The organism is Roseovarius sp. E0-M6, assembly GCF_037083845.1.
Taxonomy (GTDB): domain Bacteria; phylum Pseudomonadota; class Alphaproteobacteria; order Rhodobacterales; family Rhodobacteraceae; genus Roseovarius.
In genome coordinates this window covers 152,758-170,217 of sequence record NZ_JBAPLA010000005.1, presented here as the reverse complement: position 1 = coordinate 170,217, position 17,460 = coordinate 152,758, and the positions used below count along the sequence as shown (strand labels likewise).

The following is a 17,460-nucleotide window of genomic DNA, read 5'->3' as shown; positions in this document are numbered from 1 at the left end:
GTCGTCCTATTCGGCCGCCTGCGCGGCGACTTGATTGCGCAACATGCCAATGGCCGGGATATCGACCTCGACCACGTCGCCGGGGGTTAAAAAGGCTGTTGGGCTCCGGCTGCCGCCGGTGCCATCAGGTGACCCGGTGGCAATGACATCGCCGGGGTTCAACTGGGTGATATGGGCCATGTAGGCGATCAGCTTGGGCAAAGAGTGGATCATGTCGGCGCCGGTTGCCTGCTGCATGACCTTGCCGTTGACCCGCGTGATCAATGCCATGGTTTCAATGGGCCCGGCCTCATCCTTTGTGGTGAGCCACGGCCCCCATGACCCGGACGCGAGAAAATTCTTTCCCGCATGGACCGAATGTTTCTGCCAGCCCCTCACCGATCCTTCATTCATGCAGGCATAGCCCGCGATATAGGACAAGGCATCTGCTTCGGTGACATGGCGGCAGGTTTTGCCAATAACGACAGCGATTTCGCCTTCGAAGTCGAAGCTGAACGCCGCGTCACCTATGGGCATTTCAAGCGATGCGCCGTGGCCAACCAGCGTGTCATCGTGCCGCCCGAAAATAACGATATCGTCTGACTGAACAGCGGCCCCGGCCACGGGGTAAGGCTTGCGATAGTTCAGGCCGACGCAGAGGATTTTTGAAGGGCTCGGGATTGGCGGCAAGAGTTGCACAGAGGACAAATCCAGCGCCAGCCTCGCGCAATTACCGGCAAGCTCTTCCAACATACCGGCGTCCAGAAGCGCGCGTAAACTGGTATACTGTGCTGCAAAATCCGTCGTCACCGGGTGCAGCCCGTCCGCAGAAACAAGACCGTAGCTTTGCCCTGAGGCTGAATGGAAACTGGCGATCTTCATTGCACTGCTCTGGCGAAGCTTGCTTCACGGGCACGGACTTCTGCGCTCAGACGGTCATTGACGGGTGTTGGGATGCCGTATTGCTCACCGATATTCGGGATCGCCCCGTTGATGAAGTCAATCTCGGACGCGCGACCAGCTTGGTGATCCAGTCGCATTGAAGGGCTGGCATGTCGCACCATGTTGGCGAAGGTGGTGACATAGGCCTCTGGATCGTCGAATGAAAACGCTATTTTCCGGGCGTTGCCGCAAGCATAGGCCTCTTGCATGCATTCCAGAGCCTCAGCCCATTTTGCAGGATGGCCCATCAGCTCTCCGACGGTGCAGTCATGCACGGTACAGGGGGCAGACAAGGTGACGTTGCACAGCAGCTTTTCCCAGATCAGCTGGTGTATATCGCTGAACGCACGCGCGGTCAGGCCCGCGTTCTGCCAGAGCGAGGCGATGCGTTCCAGTCGCGGCGTCAGGCCGCCTGTCAATTCGCCCAACCGGATCAGCTTCATGGCCGTGTGGCGCGCATGGCCCGGCCCTTGCATCGACGCACCAAACCCGTCGGCAACACCTAGCAGCACGTTTTCTTTGGACAGATGGCGGGTAATCCGCTCGTCGGCCCCAAGCCCATTCTGAATGGTCAGAACGGTCGTGTCAGGGGTCACGAATGGACACACGGCGCGCGCCGCCGAGCCGACCCCGGATGCCTTGGTCGCTATGATGATCAGATCAGCGCCGCGCGCCAGACCGGGATCGCCGGACGCGGTAATTCCGCTGACAATTCGATCAGCGCCCGGCCCCTCCAGCCGCAGCCCATCGGCACATATGGCATCTGTGTGGGCCTTCCAGGGATCAATCGCCACGACGTCCTGTCCCGCCTCGGCGAAATGGGCAGCGTAAACCGACCCCATTGCTCCGACTCCGAAAATGGCGACCTTCACCAAGGCATTTCCCCTATTTGTCGCTCCGTCGAAAGAAAGAGCTAGGTTTCATCCATGTCGAAGGGTCATGGTTCACAATGATTTTGACAAACGAGATTTGCGGGCGCTATGGATTGCAAATTCTTCATTCATCCGGAGGAATGACGTGCCGATAAATGCCCGGCGATTGCCGCTTACCGCACTTCGAACCTTTGAGGCCGCCGCACGTCATCTCAGTTTCAAAGACGCAGCAGCCGAACTCTGCGTCAGCGCGACAACGGTTAGCAATCAGATCAGGCAGCTTGAAAAAGACTGGGGCTGTAAACTGTTCAACCGTCACACGCGGGCGGTCAGCCTGACAGAGCGTGGCGGCTCACTTGCCCGGGTTCTTACCTCGGCTTTCGACGAAATACAGGTCGAAGTCGAAAAACACATCGTGGTGCCACGCAAAACTGTTTCAATTGCTGTTGGCCCGATTTTCGGATCTCGCTGGTTGGGGCCGCGACTGGCTCAGTTCAGCAAGGAGCATCCCAAGATCGACCTCGTGGTGCATCACGGATCACGGATCACCGATAGCAACCAGATGCAATCGGATTTGGCGATTGATTGGGGCGTCGGGGCATGGCGGGGGCTTGAGGCGACGCGCCTTATGGAGGCACGATACTCTCCGATTATCGGCCCGGATCTTGCGCGTGCAACCGGCCCACTGACGGATCCTTGTCAATTGGCCGGACTGACGATCATCCATCAGCATGACCGTAGTGAATGGGAAAATTGGTTCGTGCTCGCCGGTTGTCTGGACCTGACCATCGAAAGCGAGCTGACCATTGTCGATTCCAATATGGTCCAGCGTGCCGTCAAGGATGGGCAAGGTGTTGCACTTGGTGTGTTTCCTTTCATGGATGGCGATGTCGCTAGCGGCCAGTTGATAAAACCCTTCGAAACTGATTTGCGGCCTACCCGGGCCTTTCACCTGCTGGAGCATCATGACGCGCGCAAGAACAGTGCGATCCGCACCGTGTGTGAATGGATTGAAGCCGAAGCCAAAACCGCCAGCTCACTTTGACTCAAAGATCGGGAGACGCGTTGATCCAACCGTGCCGCTCTGGCGCGTTATCCTATAGGCTGCACCGGTATCACGTGCCGAGAAATACCCCTGAACCACGCCTTTGACTGCCGCAGTGCATGCGCCGTCATCGATCGCATAGGCGGCGCCCTCAACGCGGCGTGCAACCGCAGCTTCAAACAACGGCTTTCGGGCGACTTCGGAGCTGTAGTGTGGGCAAACACCGCCACGAACCCGCGACAGGCCTTGCAAAGGCACGTATCCGCATCCGCCGGAGTCAGATAAAATCCAGTCAAACCAGCAAACACCACCGGCACTGACGCCGGCCAACACGCAACCATTCGCATTTGCCGCTGCAAAATGCGCCATCTGGTCATCAGACGATAGCGCGGCGATCAGGCGGGTTGTATTGCCACCTCCCAGAAAGACCATATGCTTGCCTGCAAGCCAGTCACGCGTCTCGGACCCCGAAGCGCCCTGGGCCAGATGTGTCGATGATCCCGCGACATCGCGGAACCGATCGTAAAACCTGATCACCCGCTCTTCGTCGTCATCGTTTGCCCAACCAATATATCCCAGGTTCGGTTTATCCGGAACAAAACGGAGGCAGAAATCATCAAGTTCCGGGTCAGATGCATGGGTGAAACCGCCCCCGCCGATTGTCAAAATGACATTGTTTGCATCCATTTCACAGTCCCCGAGCCCCGTTGATGGCTTTAGTCAAAACTGTTTTCGCCCGTTGGTGCAAATATCATTTTGGCCGGACATGGATAAATATATTGCCACCCATGACCGTATATTTTTTCGTTTGACCAAACGGCATGCCCGCAGGACTCTCAGGGAGGTGTCTCCGCCTGACAACGACGGTTTGGAGGGCCCCAATGGGAGGAAAAAATGAAAACTATTCTAGGAGCGGTCTCTGCTCTGGCGCTTTCAGGTTCACTGGCCTGGGCCGAGCCGACCGGCGTCTTTCGTCAGGCGCATGAAGTTGGATCGGGATCGGCCTCAAGCCTTGACCCGATCTCGAAGGGCCGAGTGTTTCAGATTACCGAAAAAATCATGAGCCGCCTTGTGCGGCCTGACATGGAGGGACGCCCATCGCCGGACTTGGCGGTGAGCTGGTCCGCCAACGAAGATGCCACAGAATGGACGCTGAAACTGCGTGACGGTGTCATGTTCCACGACGGGTCTACCTTTGGGGCCGAAGACGTGGTCTATTCGCTGGAGCGCGTACTCGACCCGGATATGGACAGCCCGGCGCGGTCGGCCATTGCCATGATCAACAAGGTCGAAGCGGTAGATGACAATGCGATAAAGTTGACCCTGGATGGGTCTTTCGCTGATTTGCCGCTCCTATTGATGGACTACCGCCTGCGAATAATCCCCGAAGACTCGGGCGATATGATCGCTGAAACCGGGATTGGGACCGGTCCGTTCCGCGTGATCGATTTTGATGCAGAAGGCACGACCACTCTCGAAGCCAACATGGACTATTTTGAAGGTGCTCCGGGTGTGGCCGAAATGGAAATCATCGGTATCACCGACGGGCAGGCGCGCCTTCAGGCCCTGCTTGGCGGGCAGATTGACATGGAGCGGGGCATTACCGCTCAGCAGAAGGTGATGCTGGAAGGATCGGATCGCTTCAACATTCAAACCATCCCGACCGGTAACTGGCGTGGCCTTGTCTTCCGCACCGATGTGGCTCCGTTTGACGACCCGCGCGTGCGTCAGGCGCTTCGACTGGCGGCGGATCGTCAAGGCATGGTTGATCTTGTGATGGGTGGCGGCGCTGTAGTTGCCTGCGACACCCCTGTTGGTGCGCGCGATCAGTACCGCGCCGATATTGACTGCCCACAGGACATCGAACGTGCCAAGGCGCTTTTGGCCGAAGCGGGTTATCCCGATGGGTTGGACGTTGAACTGCACGTTGCGACGCTGGAGCCGACCTGGCCCATTCTGGCCGAGGTTTACCAAAACCAGGCTGCCGCTGCCGGGATCCGGGTGAATATAGTTCAGGTGCCGTCAGATGGTTTCTGGAGCGAAGTCTGGATGCAAAAGGATGCTGTCACAACACGCTGGAACGAACGCCCGGCGGATCAGGCGCTGAACGAGATCTACCTGAGCACGGCCAAGTGGAATGAAAGCTACTACAAGGATGACACATTTGACGCGCTTCTGGCACAGGCTCGACAGGAGCTGGACTTCGACAAACGGCGTGCGCTCTATATTCAGGCACAAGAGCATCTTTGGGAGACTGCGGGCACGCTTATCCCCTATCATGTGACTCGTTTGGTCGGGACAACCTCGCGGGTCGATAACCTTGATGCGGTAGAAAACAACGCAGTGCGCTGGCACCTTGTAACGGTCAACTGACCTTTTTGATGAGGGCGCGACATGCGCCCCCATCTCCTTCATCCCTTTTCTCGCGATTGGATAAAGTAATGCTGTCCATGCTCTTGCGACGGTTGGGCCTTGGGGCGATCACCGTCTGGCTTGTTTCCGTGATCATTTTTGCCGGTGTTGAAATGCTTCCCGGCGATGCTTGCACAGCGTTTTTGGAGCGCGAGGCGAAAGGCACATTGCTTGCCAATTGCCGTGAGGATCTTGGGCTCAACCGCCCGGCGCTTACAAGGTACACGGAATGGGCAACAAACGCGTTGCAGGGCGATCTGGGTCTATCGGCCAACGGACAGAAACCGATTTCCGAACTTGTCGGGTATCGGTTGCGCAACACTTTGCTTCTTGCGTCGGGCGCAATGCTGGTTGGCATTCCGTTGGCGCTGTTCCTTGGTATCGTTGCAGCCCTATGGCGCGACAGGCCGGTAGACATCTTTGTCTCGACCACTGCGATTTCCGCGATGACGATACCTGAATTCGTTTCGGCAACCTTGTTGATCCTTGTCTTCTCGGTCTGGCTGGGTTGGGTTCCTGGTATTGTTCTGACCTCTGCCGACGCACCATTGATAGAGTTCTTTCCCGAAGTGCTCTTGCCCATTGGGGTTCTGACACTTGTGATGACCGCGCATATTCTGCGCACAGTGCGATCTTCCGTCATCGAAACTCTTGCGTCGGATTATTCACAAATGGCTCTTCTGAAAGGCGTGCCTTACTGGCAAATCGTGTTCCGACATATTCTGCCAAATGCGCTTCTGCCGACAATCAACGTGGTGGCCCTTACAATCGCGTGGTTGCTGGGCGGAGTGGTCGTGATCGAGACCGTCTTCAACTATCCGGGTCTGGGCCGGATGATGATCGACAGTATCTCGGATCGCGATTTGCCGGTAACACAGGCAATCGCCCTGATCATCGCGTCGGTCTATGTTTGCGTGAACTTGCTGGCCGACCTGCTGACCATGATTGCCAACCCGCGGTTGCGGACAATTCACATGCGCAGGGTTTAAGCCAATGACAGATATTCCTATCTACCGGCGTCCGGGTCCGTTCCAGCGGCTTCTTCTGGTTTTACAAGACATCTCCGCGCGTCCTTCGGGGGCAATCGGGTTGGCTTTGGTATCAACGCACCTGATCCTGGCTCTGACCGGCCCGTGGCTCGTGCCCTATGACTATACCGAAATGAACTCGACCCTGATGCTTTCCAAACCCTCGGCCCAGCATTGGCTCGGGACTGATCATCTGGGCCGCGACATCTTGACCCGAACCCTGCTTGGAGGACGTGAAGCCATCCTTGTCACAGGTATCGCCTCACCGCTTGCGGTGCTTTGGGGCGGTCTGGTCGGGGTGTTTTTCGGTCTGGCCGGAGGGCGGCTGGACGAGGTTCTGATGCGGATAGTGGATGCGTTTCTATCGCTGCCATGGATATTGAAAATGCTGGTCCTGATCGTCACGTTCGGGACAGGGATCGAGGTGCTTATCCCCACATTGGCTTTTTTCTACGGCATCCCTGTAATCCGGATCGCACGCGCCGCCACCCATGATGTCGTTGCCCGTGATTTCATTCAGGCCGCTCGCGCTAGGGGGCATGGAAGAGCAACGATCATTTGGCGCGAACTATTGCCTAATGTGCGCGACGCACTGCTGGTCGAGGGTGCAATGCGCTGGTCGTGGATGCTGCTGGCCTTCTCGTCATTGTCCTTTCTGGGCTTCGGCGTGTCGCCTCCCACGCCTGACTGGGGTCTCATGATCGCTGACGCGCGCGGCTTCATGTCATTCTCGCCGCTTGGGGTTCTCGCCCCGATGGTCGGACTGTCGTCCCTGATCATCGGCATCAATCTGACCGCGGACGCCTTGGCCAAGGCCCTTGGCATCGATCGCGCGCAAAAGGCACCTGTATGATGCGAGATACCGAGACTTCAAAGATTGTTATCGACGTTGAAAACCTCAGCATTGGGTTCCGTGGCCGAGCCGGAGGGATGCTGCCGGTTTTGCGGAATATTTCGTTATCCGTCGGCACCGGAGAAAGCATAGGTCTGGTCGGCGAGAGTGGTTCTGGAAAGAGCACACTTGCCCTCGCGATGATGGGTTACCTGAAAACTGGCCTGAAGGTCCTCGAGGGCAAAGCCCATTTTGACGGAATCGACATGTTTGCGCAGGACCAGCGCGCGTTTGAACGCATTCGCGGCGGGCGATTAGGGCTGATCCCGCAGAATTCCGGCCAATCCCTGACCCCGAGCTTGCGGGTTGGCGCGCAGATCCGCGAGGCACTGCGGCTGCATAGTTCTTTGAGCGAAGACCGATTTGACGGGCGTGTCATCGACCTGCTCGGCCAAGTGCGCTTGCCCGATCCGGAAGCAATTGCCCGGCGGTACCCACACGAGCTTTCGGGGGGTCAACAGCAAAGGGTGGCGATTGCAATGGCACTTGCCGGAGAACCTGAAGCGTTGTTGCTGGACGAACCGACAACCGGTCTGGATGTGACGACCCAGGCGCACATTCTAGAACTGTTGCGCGATCTTGCCCGAGATACCGGCATGGCGATGGTCTATGTCAGCCATGATCTGGGCGCGATCGCGCGCGTTTGCGATAGGGTCGTGGTGATGTATGCGGGCGAAGTCGTTTTGGAAGGCGCTTCACGACAGGTCTTGCGCGATCCGGGGCACCCCTATGCGCGCGGCTTGCTCGCTTCAATTCCAAAGCTGTCGGATAAATGTCTGCCTCGCGCGCTCGACGGGCGTCCGCCAGCACCGGGTCAGGCGGGAGAGGGCTGTGCCTTTGTGTCTCGGTGCGCCATCGCCACCGAGCAATGCAGAACAAGTCGACCAGAGCTGGCGCCACAGCCCGACGGAATCCGCACGCGCTGTCATTTGCCTGAACACGTTCGCTCCATCCCGTTGACCGGTGAACGCGAAACCGGGATGCGAAACCTGCCCGCGGCACTTTCGCTGACTTTGAAAGACATTGCGATTTCTTACACCCAACCGGGGCTTGTCGACCGGTTGCTGGGGCGCGAGACACACACAGTGGCCACCGTCGACGGCATAAGCATCGCGCTTCGCCATGGTGAAACCCTGGGGCTGGTCGGCGAAAGCGGGTCGGGAAAATCAACCATCCTGAAGTCGATTTCCGGCTTGCTGCCTCCAATTCGCGGAAAAACCACACTCAAAGATCAGGAAAATCTGCCAGCAAAGGTAGAGGATCGAGACAGCCGACATCTTCGTCAGGTGCAGCTCATTTTCCAGAACCCGGATGAAAGCCTGAACCCGCGCCAGACCATCTCTCAGATACTCGCCCAGCCGCTGAAACTCTATTTCGGGTTAACCGGACAGGCCTTGCTGGATCGATCAGCCGAATTGCTGGAACAGGTCCGCCTTGGATCGCACTATCTAGACCGGCTTCCCAGCCAACTCTCAGGCGGGGAAAAACAGCGCGTCGCCGTCGCCCGCGCCTTCGCGGCGCAGCCCGAGCTGGTGCTCTGCGACGAAATCACCTCGGCGCTTGATGTCTCTGTTCAGGCTGCGGTGCTTGAACTCTTGGACGATCTTCGGCGTGACAATGATACCAGCTACATATTCGTCAGCCACGACCTTGCCGTGGTCAAGGCGCTGTCCGACCGCGTCGCCGTTCTCTATCAGGGGCGCCTTTGCGAACTCGGTTCGACACAAGATGTCTACGGATCAGTTGCGCATCCTTACACAGAGATTCTCTTGGGCGCTGTTCTCGAGCCTGATCCGGATTTCACCCCAACCCTGGCAGCAAGCGATGTGGTCGAGCTTAGCCCCCCCGAGAGCGGCTGTCCCTTTCAGCGCCGTTGTCCCAAACGCATCGGATCAATTTGTGAAGAAACGGCCCCGCCACGCCGGGATTTTGCAGACGGACATATCATCTGGTGCCATCGCGAAGACCTCTCCAGCTGAGGAATGGCACTTGCGCACAGTGTGCCGCTGAGGTGAATACCCGTCAATCACTACGGCGACCCCTTCTTTGTGTTGAAGTTTTCGATGACAAAGTTTTTCCTTTTCTGGCTCCGCTTGCACGCAACGGAAACGCGAAATTGGCTTCGACGTTTGATGAGGTGTGCCAATGATCGCCCAGACAACGCAGGTTAACTCGCAGCAAAGGACCTGCCGCAGACGCGGTGGATTTCTGCGTGAGCAAACGCTGCATGTGCGACAGCCCGCTTCGTCCGCAAAGCAGGCTTTCATAGCGCCCACAGCGAACGGCTTTGATCAGCAGAACCTACGAATCCTGCGTACTGGCCATCATCAATTGCTCGTCCCCCATGACCACTCACGAGCGATGAAGAGACCAAAGCGTTTTGCCTTTGTCCTAAGACATCAGCGAAAGGCGAAACGCCTTGATCTCAGCCCGATGACCTCAACGGCCTTCATTTAGCCGATATGCGCGGGATAGGGAAACCACCCCGGCGCGACACCGCGACCAAGCTATCACCCTCGCGGACTCCTATTTCGCCGTGTATCCACCGTCGATCACAAGCTCCGACCCAGTCACGAACTTCGCATCCTCCGACGCAAGATACGCGATCCCGGCGGCGATATCCTCGGGGTCTCCGACATGGCCGATGGGATGCAGATCATCAAGCGCCTTGCGGAAGGCATCCACGCCCTCTTCGGACTCCTCGGCAAGTTCCCGAACCAGCGGGGTCCAGATAAAGCCGGGGTGAACCGAGTTCACGCGAATGCCCTTTTTGGCATAAAGAAGCGCGTCGGTCTTGGTCATCAGCCGCACCGCCCCCTTCGAGGCGTGATAGGGTGGGAGATCCGGGGCCCCGACCAATCCGTAGATCGACGAGAGGTTCACGATACTGCCCCCGCCCGCCTTCTGAAGATGCGGCACCGCCGCCTTGGTGCAGTAGAAAACGCCGTTCACGTTCACCTCGATCACCTTCTGCCAGTCTTCGGCTTCAATTTCATGTGTCGGCTTGTTAATCCCGGAAATCCCCGCGTTGTTCACGACAACGTCGATCTGACCGAACCGCTCGGCGATGTCATCGAAGACGCGGTGGACGGCCGCGGCATCCGCCACATCCAGCGACCAGAATGCTGCTGTGCCCCCCTTCTCCGCAATGCTGTCGCACACCGCCTTGCCATCATCCTCCGCGATGTCGGTCACCGCGACGCGCGCACCTTCTTCGGCAAGCCGCAGGCACGTGGCCTTACCGATGCCCTTGCTGCCGCCAGTGACAATACAGGTTTTCCCCTCGAGACGTTTCATTCGATGATCCTTTCAGATTGCTGGAGTTCAGTTCGCGTTCGCCTCCGCTCGTGGAAGCACCCGACGGCAAAGCACCTCGCCATAAGAGCGGTTGCGCAGATGGCCTATGCGCAATGTGTCGAGAGCTTGAAGGGCGGATTTCGGGTCAGGATCCTCAAGCGCGAGCGTGACACGGTTCTGACCACCAGCGGCGACCCGACTCAGTTCAACGCGACTGCTGCCTTTGCGGAAAAGCAGACGTGACTTGTAAACCGGCTCGGGCATAATCTCCGGTGTCGAAGCGCCAAGTCGCGCGACAAGATGAGCGGGGGAAAGCCCGGCGTCGAACGGGAGCCTCGCCACCCCCAATTCCTGCGCCAATAAGTGCAGTTCCGGGCGAGCGAGAGGAAAGATGGGATAGGAGTTTGAAACCCAGTACTGAAGCGGCCCAAGCTCGTGGCCCCGTCGCTTGGATTCGAGCCGGTCGCCGGCGCGCAGCTTCACAAGTCGATAGGGGCTCCGCGCGTTAAGCAGGTAGATGTCGGACCGCCGTTCAGCACCGACAAGAGGCCAGAACCGCTGAAGCGCCGATGCCGCTTTTGGCCAATCGCGCAGCCATACCCTAAATTCGTATCGTCCCTGTGCCGCCTTTTCCGTGCCCTTTCCGGCGACCATGTGAAAGCCCTTCATGATCGTATCTCCTCTGTGATCCTGTGGACCCTTCGGTGTCGTCAGCGGCAAGATATTTCCAACCATGCGGCATGACCGGTCGGCAGTGGCGCAAAACCTGCGGTTCACCACAAGGCCCCCATTAACAGTTCGGGCGGCCCGGTCTGATGCGCCAAGTGCCCGTCTCTTGCTTGACGTCGAGGACGCTACCCGTATGCATCCCGATCATCATTAACGCGGGTTAAAAACGACGACTCATCAGGCTTTGCGCAGACGCTTTGACAGGTCATTCCAGCTTAGCGTGTTGATCACCTGCGACGCAGAGAGCCAGCCGCGCTGAGCCTGATAGACCCCATAGCGCATGTTGCCCAAACCACCTGTGGAATGCGCGTCAGTCGAGATCGAGATTGGCACACCGTGTTCGGCCGCCATACGGCACTGCACATCCCTGAGGTCAAGCCGGCTCGGGTTGGCATTAAGCTCAAGCATGCAGCCGGTGTCCTTGGCGGTCTCCACCAGCCGCTCCATATCGACAGGAAAGGCGCTGCGTTCACCGATCATGCGTCCAGTCGGATGGCCGATGATGTTGACCTGTGGATTATCCATCGCCCGCATGATCCGCTCGGTTTGCGCCTTCTCGGACAAATCGAGTTTCGAATGCACAGACGCGATGACAATATCCAGCTTCTTCAAAAGAGCATCCGGGAAATCAAGCTGTCCATCCTCAAGGATATCCACCTCGCAGGAGGCCAGAACACGGATACCGTCGATCTCGTCGTTCAACGCGGCGATTTCCTCAATCTGTGCCTCAAGATCATCCTCACTCAGCCCGCCCGCTTGCGTCTGGCTTTTTGAATGATCCGTGATCGCCAGATATTCATGGCCCATGTCTCGTGCCGCCTCGGCCATCTCGCGCAGACTGTTTTTGCCGTCCGAGGCTTTGGTGTGCGCGTGCAGATCGCCCTTGATATCGTCCAACGTCACAAGATCGGGAAGCTCGCCTTTTTCGGCGGCCTCTATCTCACCCCGGTTTTCGCGCAACACGGGTGCGATCCAAGGTAGGTCGATCCCGTCATAGACTTCTTCTTCCGTCGCTCCGGCGATCCGCTCTTTGCCATCAAAGAGGCCGTATTCGTTTAGCTTCAGATCACGCGCCTGCGCGCGGCGGCGCCCATCAATGTTATGCGCCTTCGAGCCGGTGAAATAATGCATCGCGGCCCCCCAGCTTGCATCGGGGATCACCCTCAGGTCCACCTGAAGGCCCGAGCGCAGCGTCACGGTCGCGCGCGTTTTGCCCTGTGAGGCGATCTCCTCGACCTCGTCATACTCGGTGAACCGGTCGATGATGGCATCACCCTTGTCACCGGCCACGAGGATATCCAGATCGCCCACCGTTTCCTTGCGCCGTCGGTAACTTCCGGCAATATCAGCCTTTTGCACACCGTCGATCTGCCGGACCCAATCCAGAAGCGGCTCGGCAAATTCTTCAGCTATATCAAGCCGAATCCGGTTTTCGGTGATGTCGTTCTTTTTCAGTTCCTCGCGAATTTTCTCCTGAGTTTTCTCACCAAAGCCCTCGATTTCCGCGATCCTGCCATCCTCGGCGGCCTCTTTCAGGTCATCGACCGATCCCAGGTCCAGTTCCTTGAAAAGCGCCCGCGCCCGCTTCGGCCCGATGGTGGGAATACGGGTGGCATGAACGATCGCTTCGGGCACGTCCCCGGCAAGGTCATCAAGCATGGACAGATGGCCGGTGCTCACGATCTCGGCGATCTTCTCGGCAAGGTCGTCACCGATATCTGGCAACTCCGACAGATCCTCATCCTCGTCAAGCATCTGTGCCACCGACCGGCTTTGGTCACGGATCGTGTCGGCGGCGTTGCGATAGGCGCGCACGCGAAAGCGGTTCGCATCCTCGATTTCAAGAAGGTCCGCAACATGGTCGAACATCGACGCGATTTCACTGTTGTGTACGGGCATCGCCCCTCTCTTTCAGTCAAGCATCTCGCGGAACGCGTCTTCGTCCAATATGTCGGTCTCTTCGTCATGTGCATCCTCGAGTTTGGAGCCGGGATCGGTGCCCACGACCACATAATCGGTCTCGCTGCTGACACTAGACGTCACGCGCCCGCCACGGCGCTCGATTTCCTCCGTCGCCTCCTCGCGGGTCCAGTTTTTCAGCGAGCCGGTCAAGACGAATGTCTTGCCTTCGAGCGACGATCCCGCATCCTTGATCGGCTGTGGTGACACGCCCGCCTGACACAGCCGGTCGAGCACCTCGCGGTTGCGGTCTTCGGCAAAGAACGCCCGAACACTTTCGGCGGTTTCGGTGCCAATACCCGCCACTCTGTCGATATCCCGCGTCGCCGCCTCTCTCAGAGCCTCCAGCGTGCCGAACGCACGGGCAAGGCGGCGGGCGGCGTCGGCGCCCACATGACGGATACCGAGTGCGCCCAATAACCGATCAAGCGGCACCTGTTTTCGGTCTTGGATCGCGTCATGGAGCTTCTGGGCGGACTGGTGGGCAAACCCGTCCAGATCCTCCAGATTCGCCACGCTCAGGTCGTAAAGATCGGCGATGTCTTCCACCAATCCACGCTCGACAAGCTGTTCGGCGGTCTTTTCGCCGAGACCTTCGATATCCATCGCGCCGCGCGCGCCGTAATGCACCAACCGTGCCTGCAACTGCGCCGGGCAGGCGATCCCCGCAGGGCAATGAGCGTGAGGGCCCGACCTTTCGATCTTGGCACCACAGGATGGGCAGCGATCAGGCATCTCGAGGGGGTCCGCCCGCTCGACACCCGGCTGCGGAACACGTTCGGCAACTTCTGGAATCACGTCGCCAGCCCTTTCGACGCGCACAGTGTCACCAACGCGAATATCCTTGCGATGCACGTCTTCGATGTTGTGAAGCGTGGCGCGCGCCACGGTCACACCTCCCACCTCGACCGGATCAAGCAGTGCCACAGGCGTCACTGCACCGGTCCGCCCGACGCTGAACACGATATCCGCTATCCGGGTTTCCTCGGTCCTTGGCGGAAATTTCCAGGCTATCGCCCATCGCGGGCTGCGGCTACGGGTGCCAAGCGCGTCGCGATCGCCGCGCGCGTCAAGCTTGAGAACGATACCGTCGATCTCGTAATCGAAATCGTCGCGGCTATCCCGCAGGGTGCCGTGAAACTCCTTTGCATCCTCGAACGAGCCACACCGCACGCTGTCACCCAAAACCGGCAGGCCCAAATCTCGAAGCCTGTCCAGAAGCGCCCATTGCGTTGCGGCGGTGTCGATGTCTATTCCGGTTGCATCGTAGAAGGTAACGGCCAAACGCGTCTCTTCGACTTGCGACGGATCAAGCCGACGCAACAGGCCCGCAGCGGCGTTGCGTGGGGTCGTGAACGGCGCATCACCGCGCTCCACCCGCGTGCGGTTGAGCTTTTGAAAGCTCGGGACCGGCAGCATCGCTTCGCCGCGCAGCGCGATCTGGCCCTCCGTATCCGGCGCGTCCACCAACCGCATGGGAAGCGCGCGAACCGCCCTTAACGTGTGACTGATATCCTCGCCCGTCTCGGCGTTGCCACGGGTTGCCCCACGCACGAAGCGTCCGTCATCGTACACAACCTCGATCGACAGCCCGTCAAACTTTGGCTCCGCGACAAACGTGGCGTCGGTGTCCCCTGCCTCATCGCGGGCCCGTTCGATGAAATCGGTGATCTCCTGCACGGAATGCACCGCATCAAGGCTGAGCATCGGCGCGACATGATCAACCTTGTCAAGTTCGGATACAGGCTCTGCGCCAACGCGCTGTGTGGGCGAGTCGGATGTCACAAGATCGGGATTATCTTGCTCCAGCTTCTGAAGTTCCTTGAAAAGCTCATCGTATTCCGAGTCTGAAATTTCAGGCGCGTTTTCCACGTAGTACAGACGGTCATGACGGTTGATCCGTTCGCGCAGCTCCTCGATTCGCTCGGCGTCATCCGAAATATCAGACATGGCTCAACTCCTTGCTTGGCAAGTATCCCACGCCGGTCGCAGTTTCACGTTCCGAAAGGATAGGTGTCGGGCAGCCCTTCCTTCACATCCGTATCCAGCGGACTGACCGCATGGCTTTCGTCGATCCAGATGTATTCATTGAATTGACGCGGCAGCTCGGCCTCGAAGTAATGGCTCGCCAGTTCGCTTTCGGGCCGGTAGATCACGCCAATAGCGCGCTCCAGCCGCGGATGGGACAGCGCCGTCGTGACATCAAGCTCCTGGCCCGCGCGCAACGGCAGGATCAGACCGGGCAGGTCGGTCAGGTGGAATTGCCGCTCATAGCTTTGTTCGTGGGCCGGACGGACATTCTTGACCTCCATCTCGCCGCCCCACGTACTTGCCGCAGCCACTGTGCCATGATCGGTTCCAAATCCGATCCGATAACTGTCGGTCCCGAAACCGCGCGCGCAAAGCTCTCCCAGATTGCGTTCGCCACGCTGCGACATCTCGGTCGCGCGGGCATCTCCGATATGGGAATTATGCGCCCAGACGACGGCCTTGGCATCGGATCCGCGGAAATTCATCACATTCTGCAATGTCTCGAACATATGATCGTCGCGCAGGTTCCATGATGCACGCGAACCATAATACATGACGCGGTAATACTTCTCCGCATTGGCCACCAGCGCGGCATTCTGCGCCGCATCCAGAAAACGGTCGCCATCCTGCGCGGTATAGTCCTGCCGCTTTCGCATCAGATCGGCCAGCATGGTCACGACCTCGGTCTCGCATGCCCGATACTCGCCACTCAGCGCCGCCCTGCCATAGGCCGCCGGGTCCGCTTCCCAAGGGCTGAGGCAATCATAGCGGGCCCGCGCGGTCCGCGCGAGTTCGGGGTCCACATCTTCCAGATAGTCGATGATCGACTGCGCCGAAGTGTAAAGGCTGTAAAGATCAAGCCCGTAAAATCCGGCGCGGTCTTCCATGTCCAGACGCCCGTTCCAATCACTCAGCCAGTCGGCAAAGTCGCGCGTCTCCTCGTTGCGCCACATCCATGTGGGAAAGCGGGCGAAAGCCTCCCAATCGGCGGGCAACGCCTCGCGGTGGCGCACGTAGTGGTCGATCCGTGCAGCATCGGGCCAGTCGGCCTCGGCGGCCACCATGTTGAAACCTTTCTCCTCGATCAGACGCTGGGTGATCCGCGCGCGCATCCGGTAAAATTCCGAGGTGCCGTGACTGGCCTCCCCGATCAGTACCACCCGCGCGTCACCAATCCGCTCCATCAACGGATCAAGCGATGCATCGTCGATGGTCTCGAACGGCTCGGCCTGCGATCGGATCAGCTCTGGCAAATCACCGCCTGATTGCCTGCGCGGCTCGATTACCCTTGCCGCGCCGTTCGGCTCCCCCTCGTTCACCGGTTCCTCGATCAGGGGGACGAACCGGACATCGGCAAGATCCTCCCGATCGAACCGGTCATCGCCCTGCCGTGTATACCGCAAGAGTTCCTGCGCCTGCTTATGGCTGCCGACCGGCACGACCATTCGTCCCCCCTTGGCAAGCTGCTCCAACAGGACTTTCGGCACAGACTCTGCCGCCGCAGAAACAAGGATCGCGTCAAATGGCGCTTCCTCTTCCCAGCCCTTCGTGCCGTCGGCGTGGCGGACCCGGACATTCTCATAGCCCGCATCCTGAAGCGCCGCTGACGCCTTGGACGCCAGTGTTCCGTGGCGTTCGATGGCGAAAACCTCGTCCGCGATCTCGGCCAAGACCGCAGCGGCATATCCCGATCCCGCCCCGATCTCGAGCACTCTTTCACCACCCGAAAGGGCCAGCGCCTCGACCATCAGGGCAACGATATAGGGCTGTGATATTGTCTGTTCGTCGGCGATGGGCAACGGGCGATCCGCGTAAGCAGCGTCCCGCTGATGTTCGGGAAGAAACGCCTCGCGGCGCACCCTTCCCATCGCCTCAAGAACTTTCGGGTCGCGCACACCGCGCCCCTTTATCTGCCGTTCGACCATTTCGGCCCGTTTGGTCTCTATATCTGCCATCATCTACCGCTCGGTTTGAGTGAATTTCGGTCAAAATCGGTTAGCCGGAGGCCCCCGGACATTGCTTGGAAATCAAGCGCCCCACGTCGCCCGCACCTCGGGAGGCGGCTGTGAGGGGACTTCGCCGGGGGGCTGCGGGATTTCGCCGGGATTGCGTGGCGGCGTTTCATCGGGCGGCTCGGGTGTCTCATCCGGCTCCGGCGGATCTTCCCGCACCGGCTTTACCGGTTCCTCGGGGGGCGGAGGCGTGGGCCTCTCGGGGTCGTCATCGGGTCCGGGCCGGGTCTGATACGTCCTCATGTCCTAGGTCTCCGATCTT

Annotated in this window: 14 protein-coding genes; 5 read left to right on the top strand and 9 right to left on the bottom strand. The window is 59.0% G+C overall.

What is annotated here, in order from left to right; all coding sequences use genetic code 11:
- Positions 1 to 6 precede the first annotated feature (6 nt).
- Together V8359_RS13820 and V8359_RS13815 are read right to left on the bottom strand one after the other, a co-directional pair.
- Complete coding sequence (locus tag V8359_RS13820; protein ID WP_336429592.1) at positions 7 to 861, bottom strand: fumarylacetoacetate hydrolase family protein; 855 nt, start codon at positions 859 to 861, stop codon at positions 7 to 9.
- Complete coding sequence (locus tag V8359_RS13815) at positions 858 to 1,793, bottom strand: ketopantoate reductase family protein (RefSeq protein WP_336429591.1); 936 nt, start codon at positions 1,791 to 1,793, stop codon at positions 858 to 860. Before V8359_RS13815 ends, V8359_RS13820 begins: the two co-directional genes overlap by 4 nt.
- Positions 1,794 to 1,860: 67 nt before the next feature.
- On the opposite strand from V8359_RS13815, the gene V8359_RS13810 reads away from it, so the two are divergent.
- Entirely contained in the window at positions 1,861 to 2,838 is a 978-nt protein-coding gene (locus V8359_RS13810) for a LysR substrate-binding domain-containing protein (RefSeq protein WP_336429589.1), read from the top strand.
- Here the strand turns inward: V8359_RS13810 and V8359_RS13805 are convergent.
- Positions 2,830 to 3,525 (bottom strand): Type 1 glutamine amidotransferase-like domain-containing protein, encoded by a 696-nt coding sequence (locus tag V8359_RS13805; protein ID WP_336429588.1) that lies wholly within the window; start codon positions 3,523 to 3,525, stop codon positions 2,830 to 2,832. The genes V8359_RS13810 and V8359_RS13805 overlap by 9 nt on opposite strands.
- A 207-nt stretch (positions 3,526 to 3,732) precedes the next feature.
- On the opposite strand from V8359_RS13805, the gene V8359_RS13800 reads away from it, so the two are divergent.
- The 4 genes from V8359_RS13800 (at position 3,733) to V8359_RS13785 (ending at position 9,149) form a co-directional block, all read left to right on the top strand.
- Entirely contained in the window at positions 3,733 to 5,211 is a 1,479-nt protein-coding gene (locus V8359_RS13800; protein WP_336429586.1) for an ABC transporter substrate-binding protein, read from the top strand.
- Positions 5,212 to 5,279: 68 nt separating this feature from the next.
- On the top strand, positions 5,280 to 6,239 hold the full coding sequence (locus V8359_RS13795) for an ABC transporter permease (protein WP_336429584.1): 960 nt from the start codon (positions 5,280 to 5,282) through the stop codon (positions 6,237 to 6,239).
- A gap of 4 nt (positions 6,240 to 6,243) precedes the next feature.
- A complete protein-coding gene (locus V8359_RS13790; protein WP_336429583.1) occupies positions 6,244 to 7,131 on the top strand; it encodes an ABC transporter permease in 888 nt (295 codons plus the stop codon).
- Positions 7,128 to 9,149, top strand: coding sequence for an ABC transporter ATP-binding protein (locus V8359_RS13785; RefSeq protein ID WP_336429581.1), 2,022 nt, complete (start codon positions 7,128 to 7,130; stop codon positions 9,147 to 9,149). The genes V8359_RS13790 and V8359_RS13785 overlap by 4 nt, the downstream gene beginning before the upstream one ends.
- A 547-nt stretch (positions 9,150 to 9,696) precedes the next feature.
- Here the strand turns inward: V8359_RS13785 and V8359_RS13780 are convergent.
- The 6 genes from V8359_RS13780 to V8359_RS13755 all read right to left on the bottom strand — a co-directional run bounded on the left by V8359_RS13780 (position 9,697) and on the right by V8359_RS13755 (position 17,441).
- Complete coding sequence (locus V8359_RS13780) at positions 9,697 to 10,467, bottom strand: SDR family NAD(P)-dependent oxidoreductase (RefSeq protein WP_336429579.1); 771 nt, start codon at positions 10,465 to 10,467, stop codon at positions 9,697 to 9,699.
- 27 nt (positions 10,468 to 10,494) lie between these two features.
- The gene (locus V8359_RS13775) at positions 10,495 to 11,136 is read right to left on the bottom strand and encodes a hypothetical protein (RefSeq protein ID WP_336429577.1); all 642 of its coding nucleotides are present in this window, start codon (positions 11,134 to 11,136) and stop codon (positions 10,495 to 10,497) included.
- Positions 11,137 to 11,373: 237 nt separating this feature from the next.
- Positions 11,374 to 13,095 (bottom strand): DNA polymerase/3'-5' exonuclease PolX, encoded by a 1,722-nt coding sequence (gene polX / locus V8359_RS13770; protein ID WP_336429576.1) that lies wholly within the window; start codon positions 13,093 to 13,095, stop codon positions 11,374 to 11,376.
- 12 nt (positions 13,096 to 13,107) lie between these two features.
- Positions 13,108 to 15,105 carry an NAD-dependent DNA ligase LigA gene (ligA, locus tag V8359_RS13765; protein WP_336429575.1) on the bottom strand — a complete coding sequence of 666 codons (1,998 nt, stop codon included), beginning with the start codon at positions 15,103 to 15,105 and terminating at the stop codon, positions 13,108 to 13,110.
- 44 nt (positions 15,106 to 15,149) lie between these two features.
- Positions 15,150 to 17,144 (bottom strand): protein-L-isoaspartate(D-aspartate) O-methyltransferase, encoded by a 1,995-nt coding sequence (locus V8359_RS13760; RefSeq protein WP_336429573.1) that lies wholly within the window; start codon positions 17,142 to 17,144, stop codon positions 15,150 to 15,152.
- Positions 17,145 to 17,213: 69 nt separating this feature from the next.
- Positions 17,214 to 17,441, bottom strand: a complete 228-nt coding sequence (locus V8359_RS13755; RefSeq protein ID WP_336429572.1) for a hypothetical protein — start codon at positions 17,439 to 17,441, stop codon at positions 17,214 to 17,216.
- Positions 17,442 to 17,460 lie beyond the last annotated feature (19 nt).

Excerpts from the sequence above, each read along its gene's own strand:
- V8359_RS13820 (WP_336429592.1), bottom strand. The coding sequence starts at position 861 with ATGAAGATCGCCAGTTTCCATTCAGCCTCAGGGCAAAGCTACGGTCTT.
- V8359_RS13810 (WP_336429589.1), top strand. The coding sequence starts at position 1,861 with ATGGTTCACAATGATTTTGACAAACGAGATTTGCGGGCGCTATGGATT.
- V8359_RS13805 (WP_336429588.1), bottom strand. The coding sequence starts at position 3,525 with ATGGATGCAAACAATGTCATTTTGACAATCGGCGGGGGCGGTTTCACC.
- V8359_RS13800 (WP_336429586.1), top strand. The coding sequence starts at position 3,733 with ATGAAAACTATTCTAGGAGCGGTCTCTGCTCTGGCGCTTTCAGGTTCA.
- V8359_RS13795 (WP_336429584.1), top strand. The coding sequence starts at position 5,280 with ATGCTGTCCATGCTCTTGCGACGGTTGGGCCTTGGGGCGATCACCGTC.
- V8359_RS13790 (WP_336429583.1), top strand. The coding sequence starts at position 6,244 with ATGACAGATATTCCTATCTACCGGCGTCCGGGTCCGTTCCAGCGGCTT.
- V8359_RS13785 (WP_336429581.1), top strand. The coding sequence starts at position 7,128 with ATGATGCGAGATACCGAGACTTCAAAGATTGTTATCGACGTTGAAAAC.
- V8359_RS13780 (WP_336429579.1), bottom strand. The coding sequence starts at position 10,467 with ATGAAACGTCTCGAGGGGAAAACCTGTATTGTCACTGGCGGCAGCAAG.
- V8359_RS13775 (WP_336429577.1), bottom strand. The coding sequence starts at position 11,136 with ATGAAGGGCTTTCACATGGTCGCCGGAAAGGGCACGGAAAAGGCGGCA.
- polX (WP_336429576.1), bottom strand. The coding sequence starts at position 13,095 with ATGCCCGTACACAACAGTGAAATCGCGTCGATGTTCGACCATGTTGCG.
- ligA (WP_336429575.1), bottom strand. The coding sequence starts at position 15,105 with ATGTCTGATATTTCGGATGACGCCGAGCGAATCGAGGAGCTGCGCGAA.
- V8359_RS13760 (WP_336429573.1), bottom strand. The coding sequence starts at position 17,144 with ATGATGGCAGATATAGAGACCAAACGGGCCGAAATGGTCGAACGGCAG.
- V8359_RS13755 (WP_336429572.1), bottom strand. The coding sequence starts at position 17,441 with ATGAGGACGTATCAGACCCGGCCCGGACCCGATGACGACCCCGAGAGG.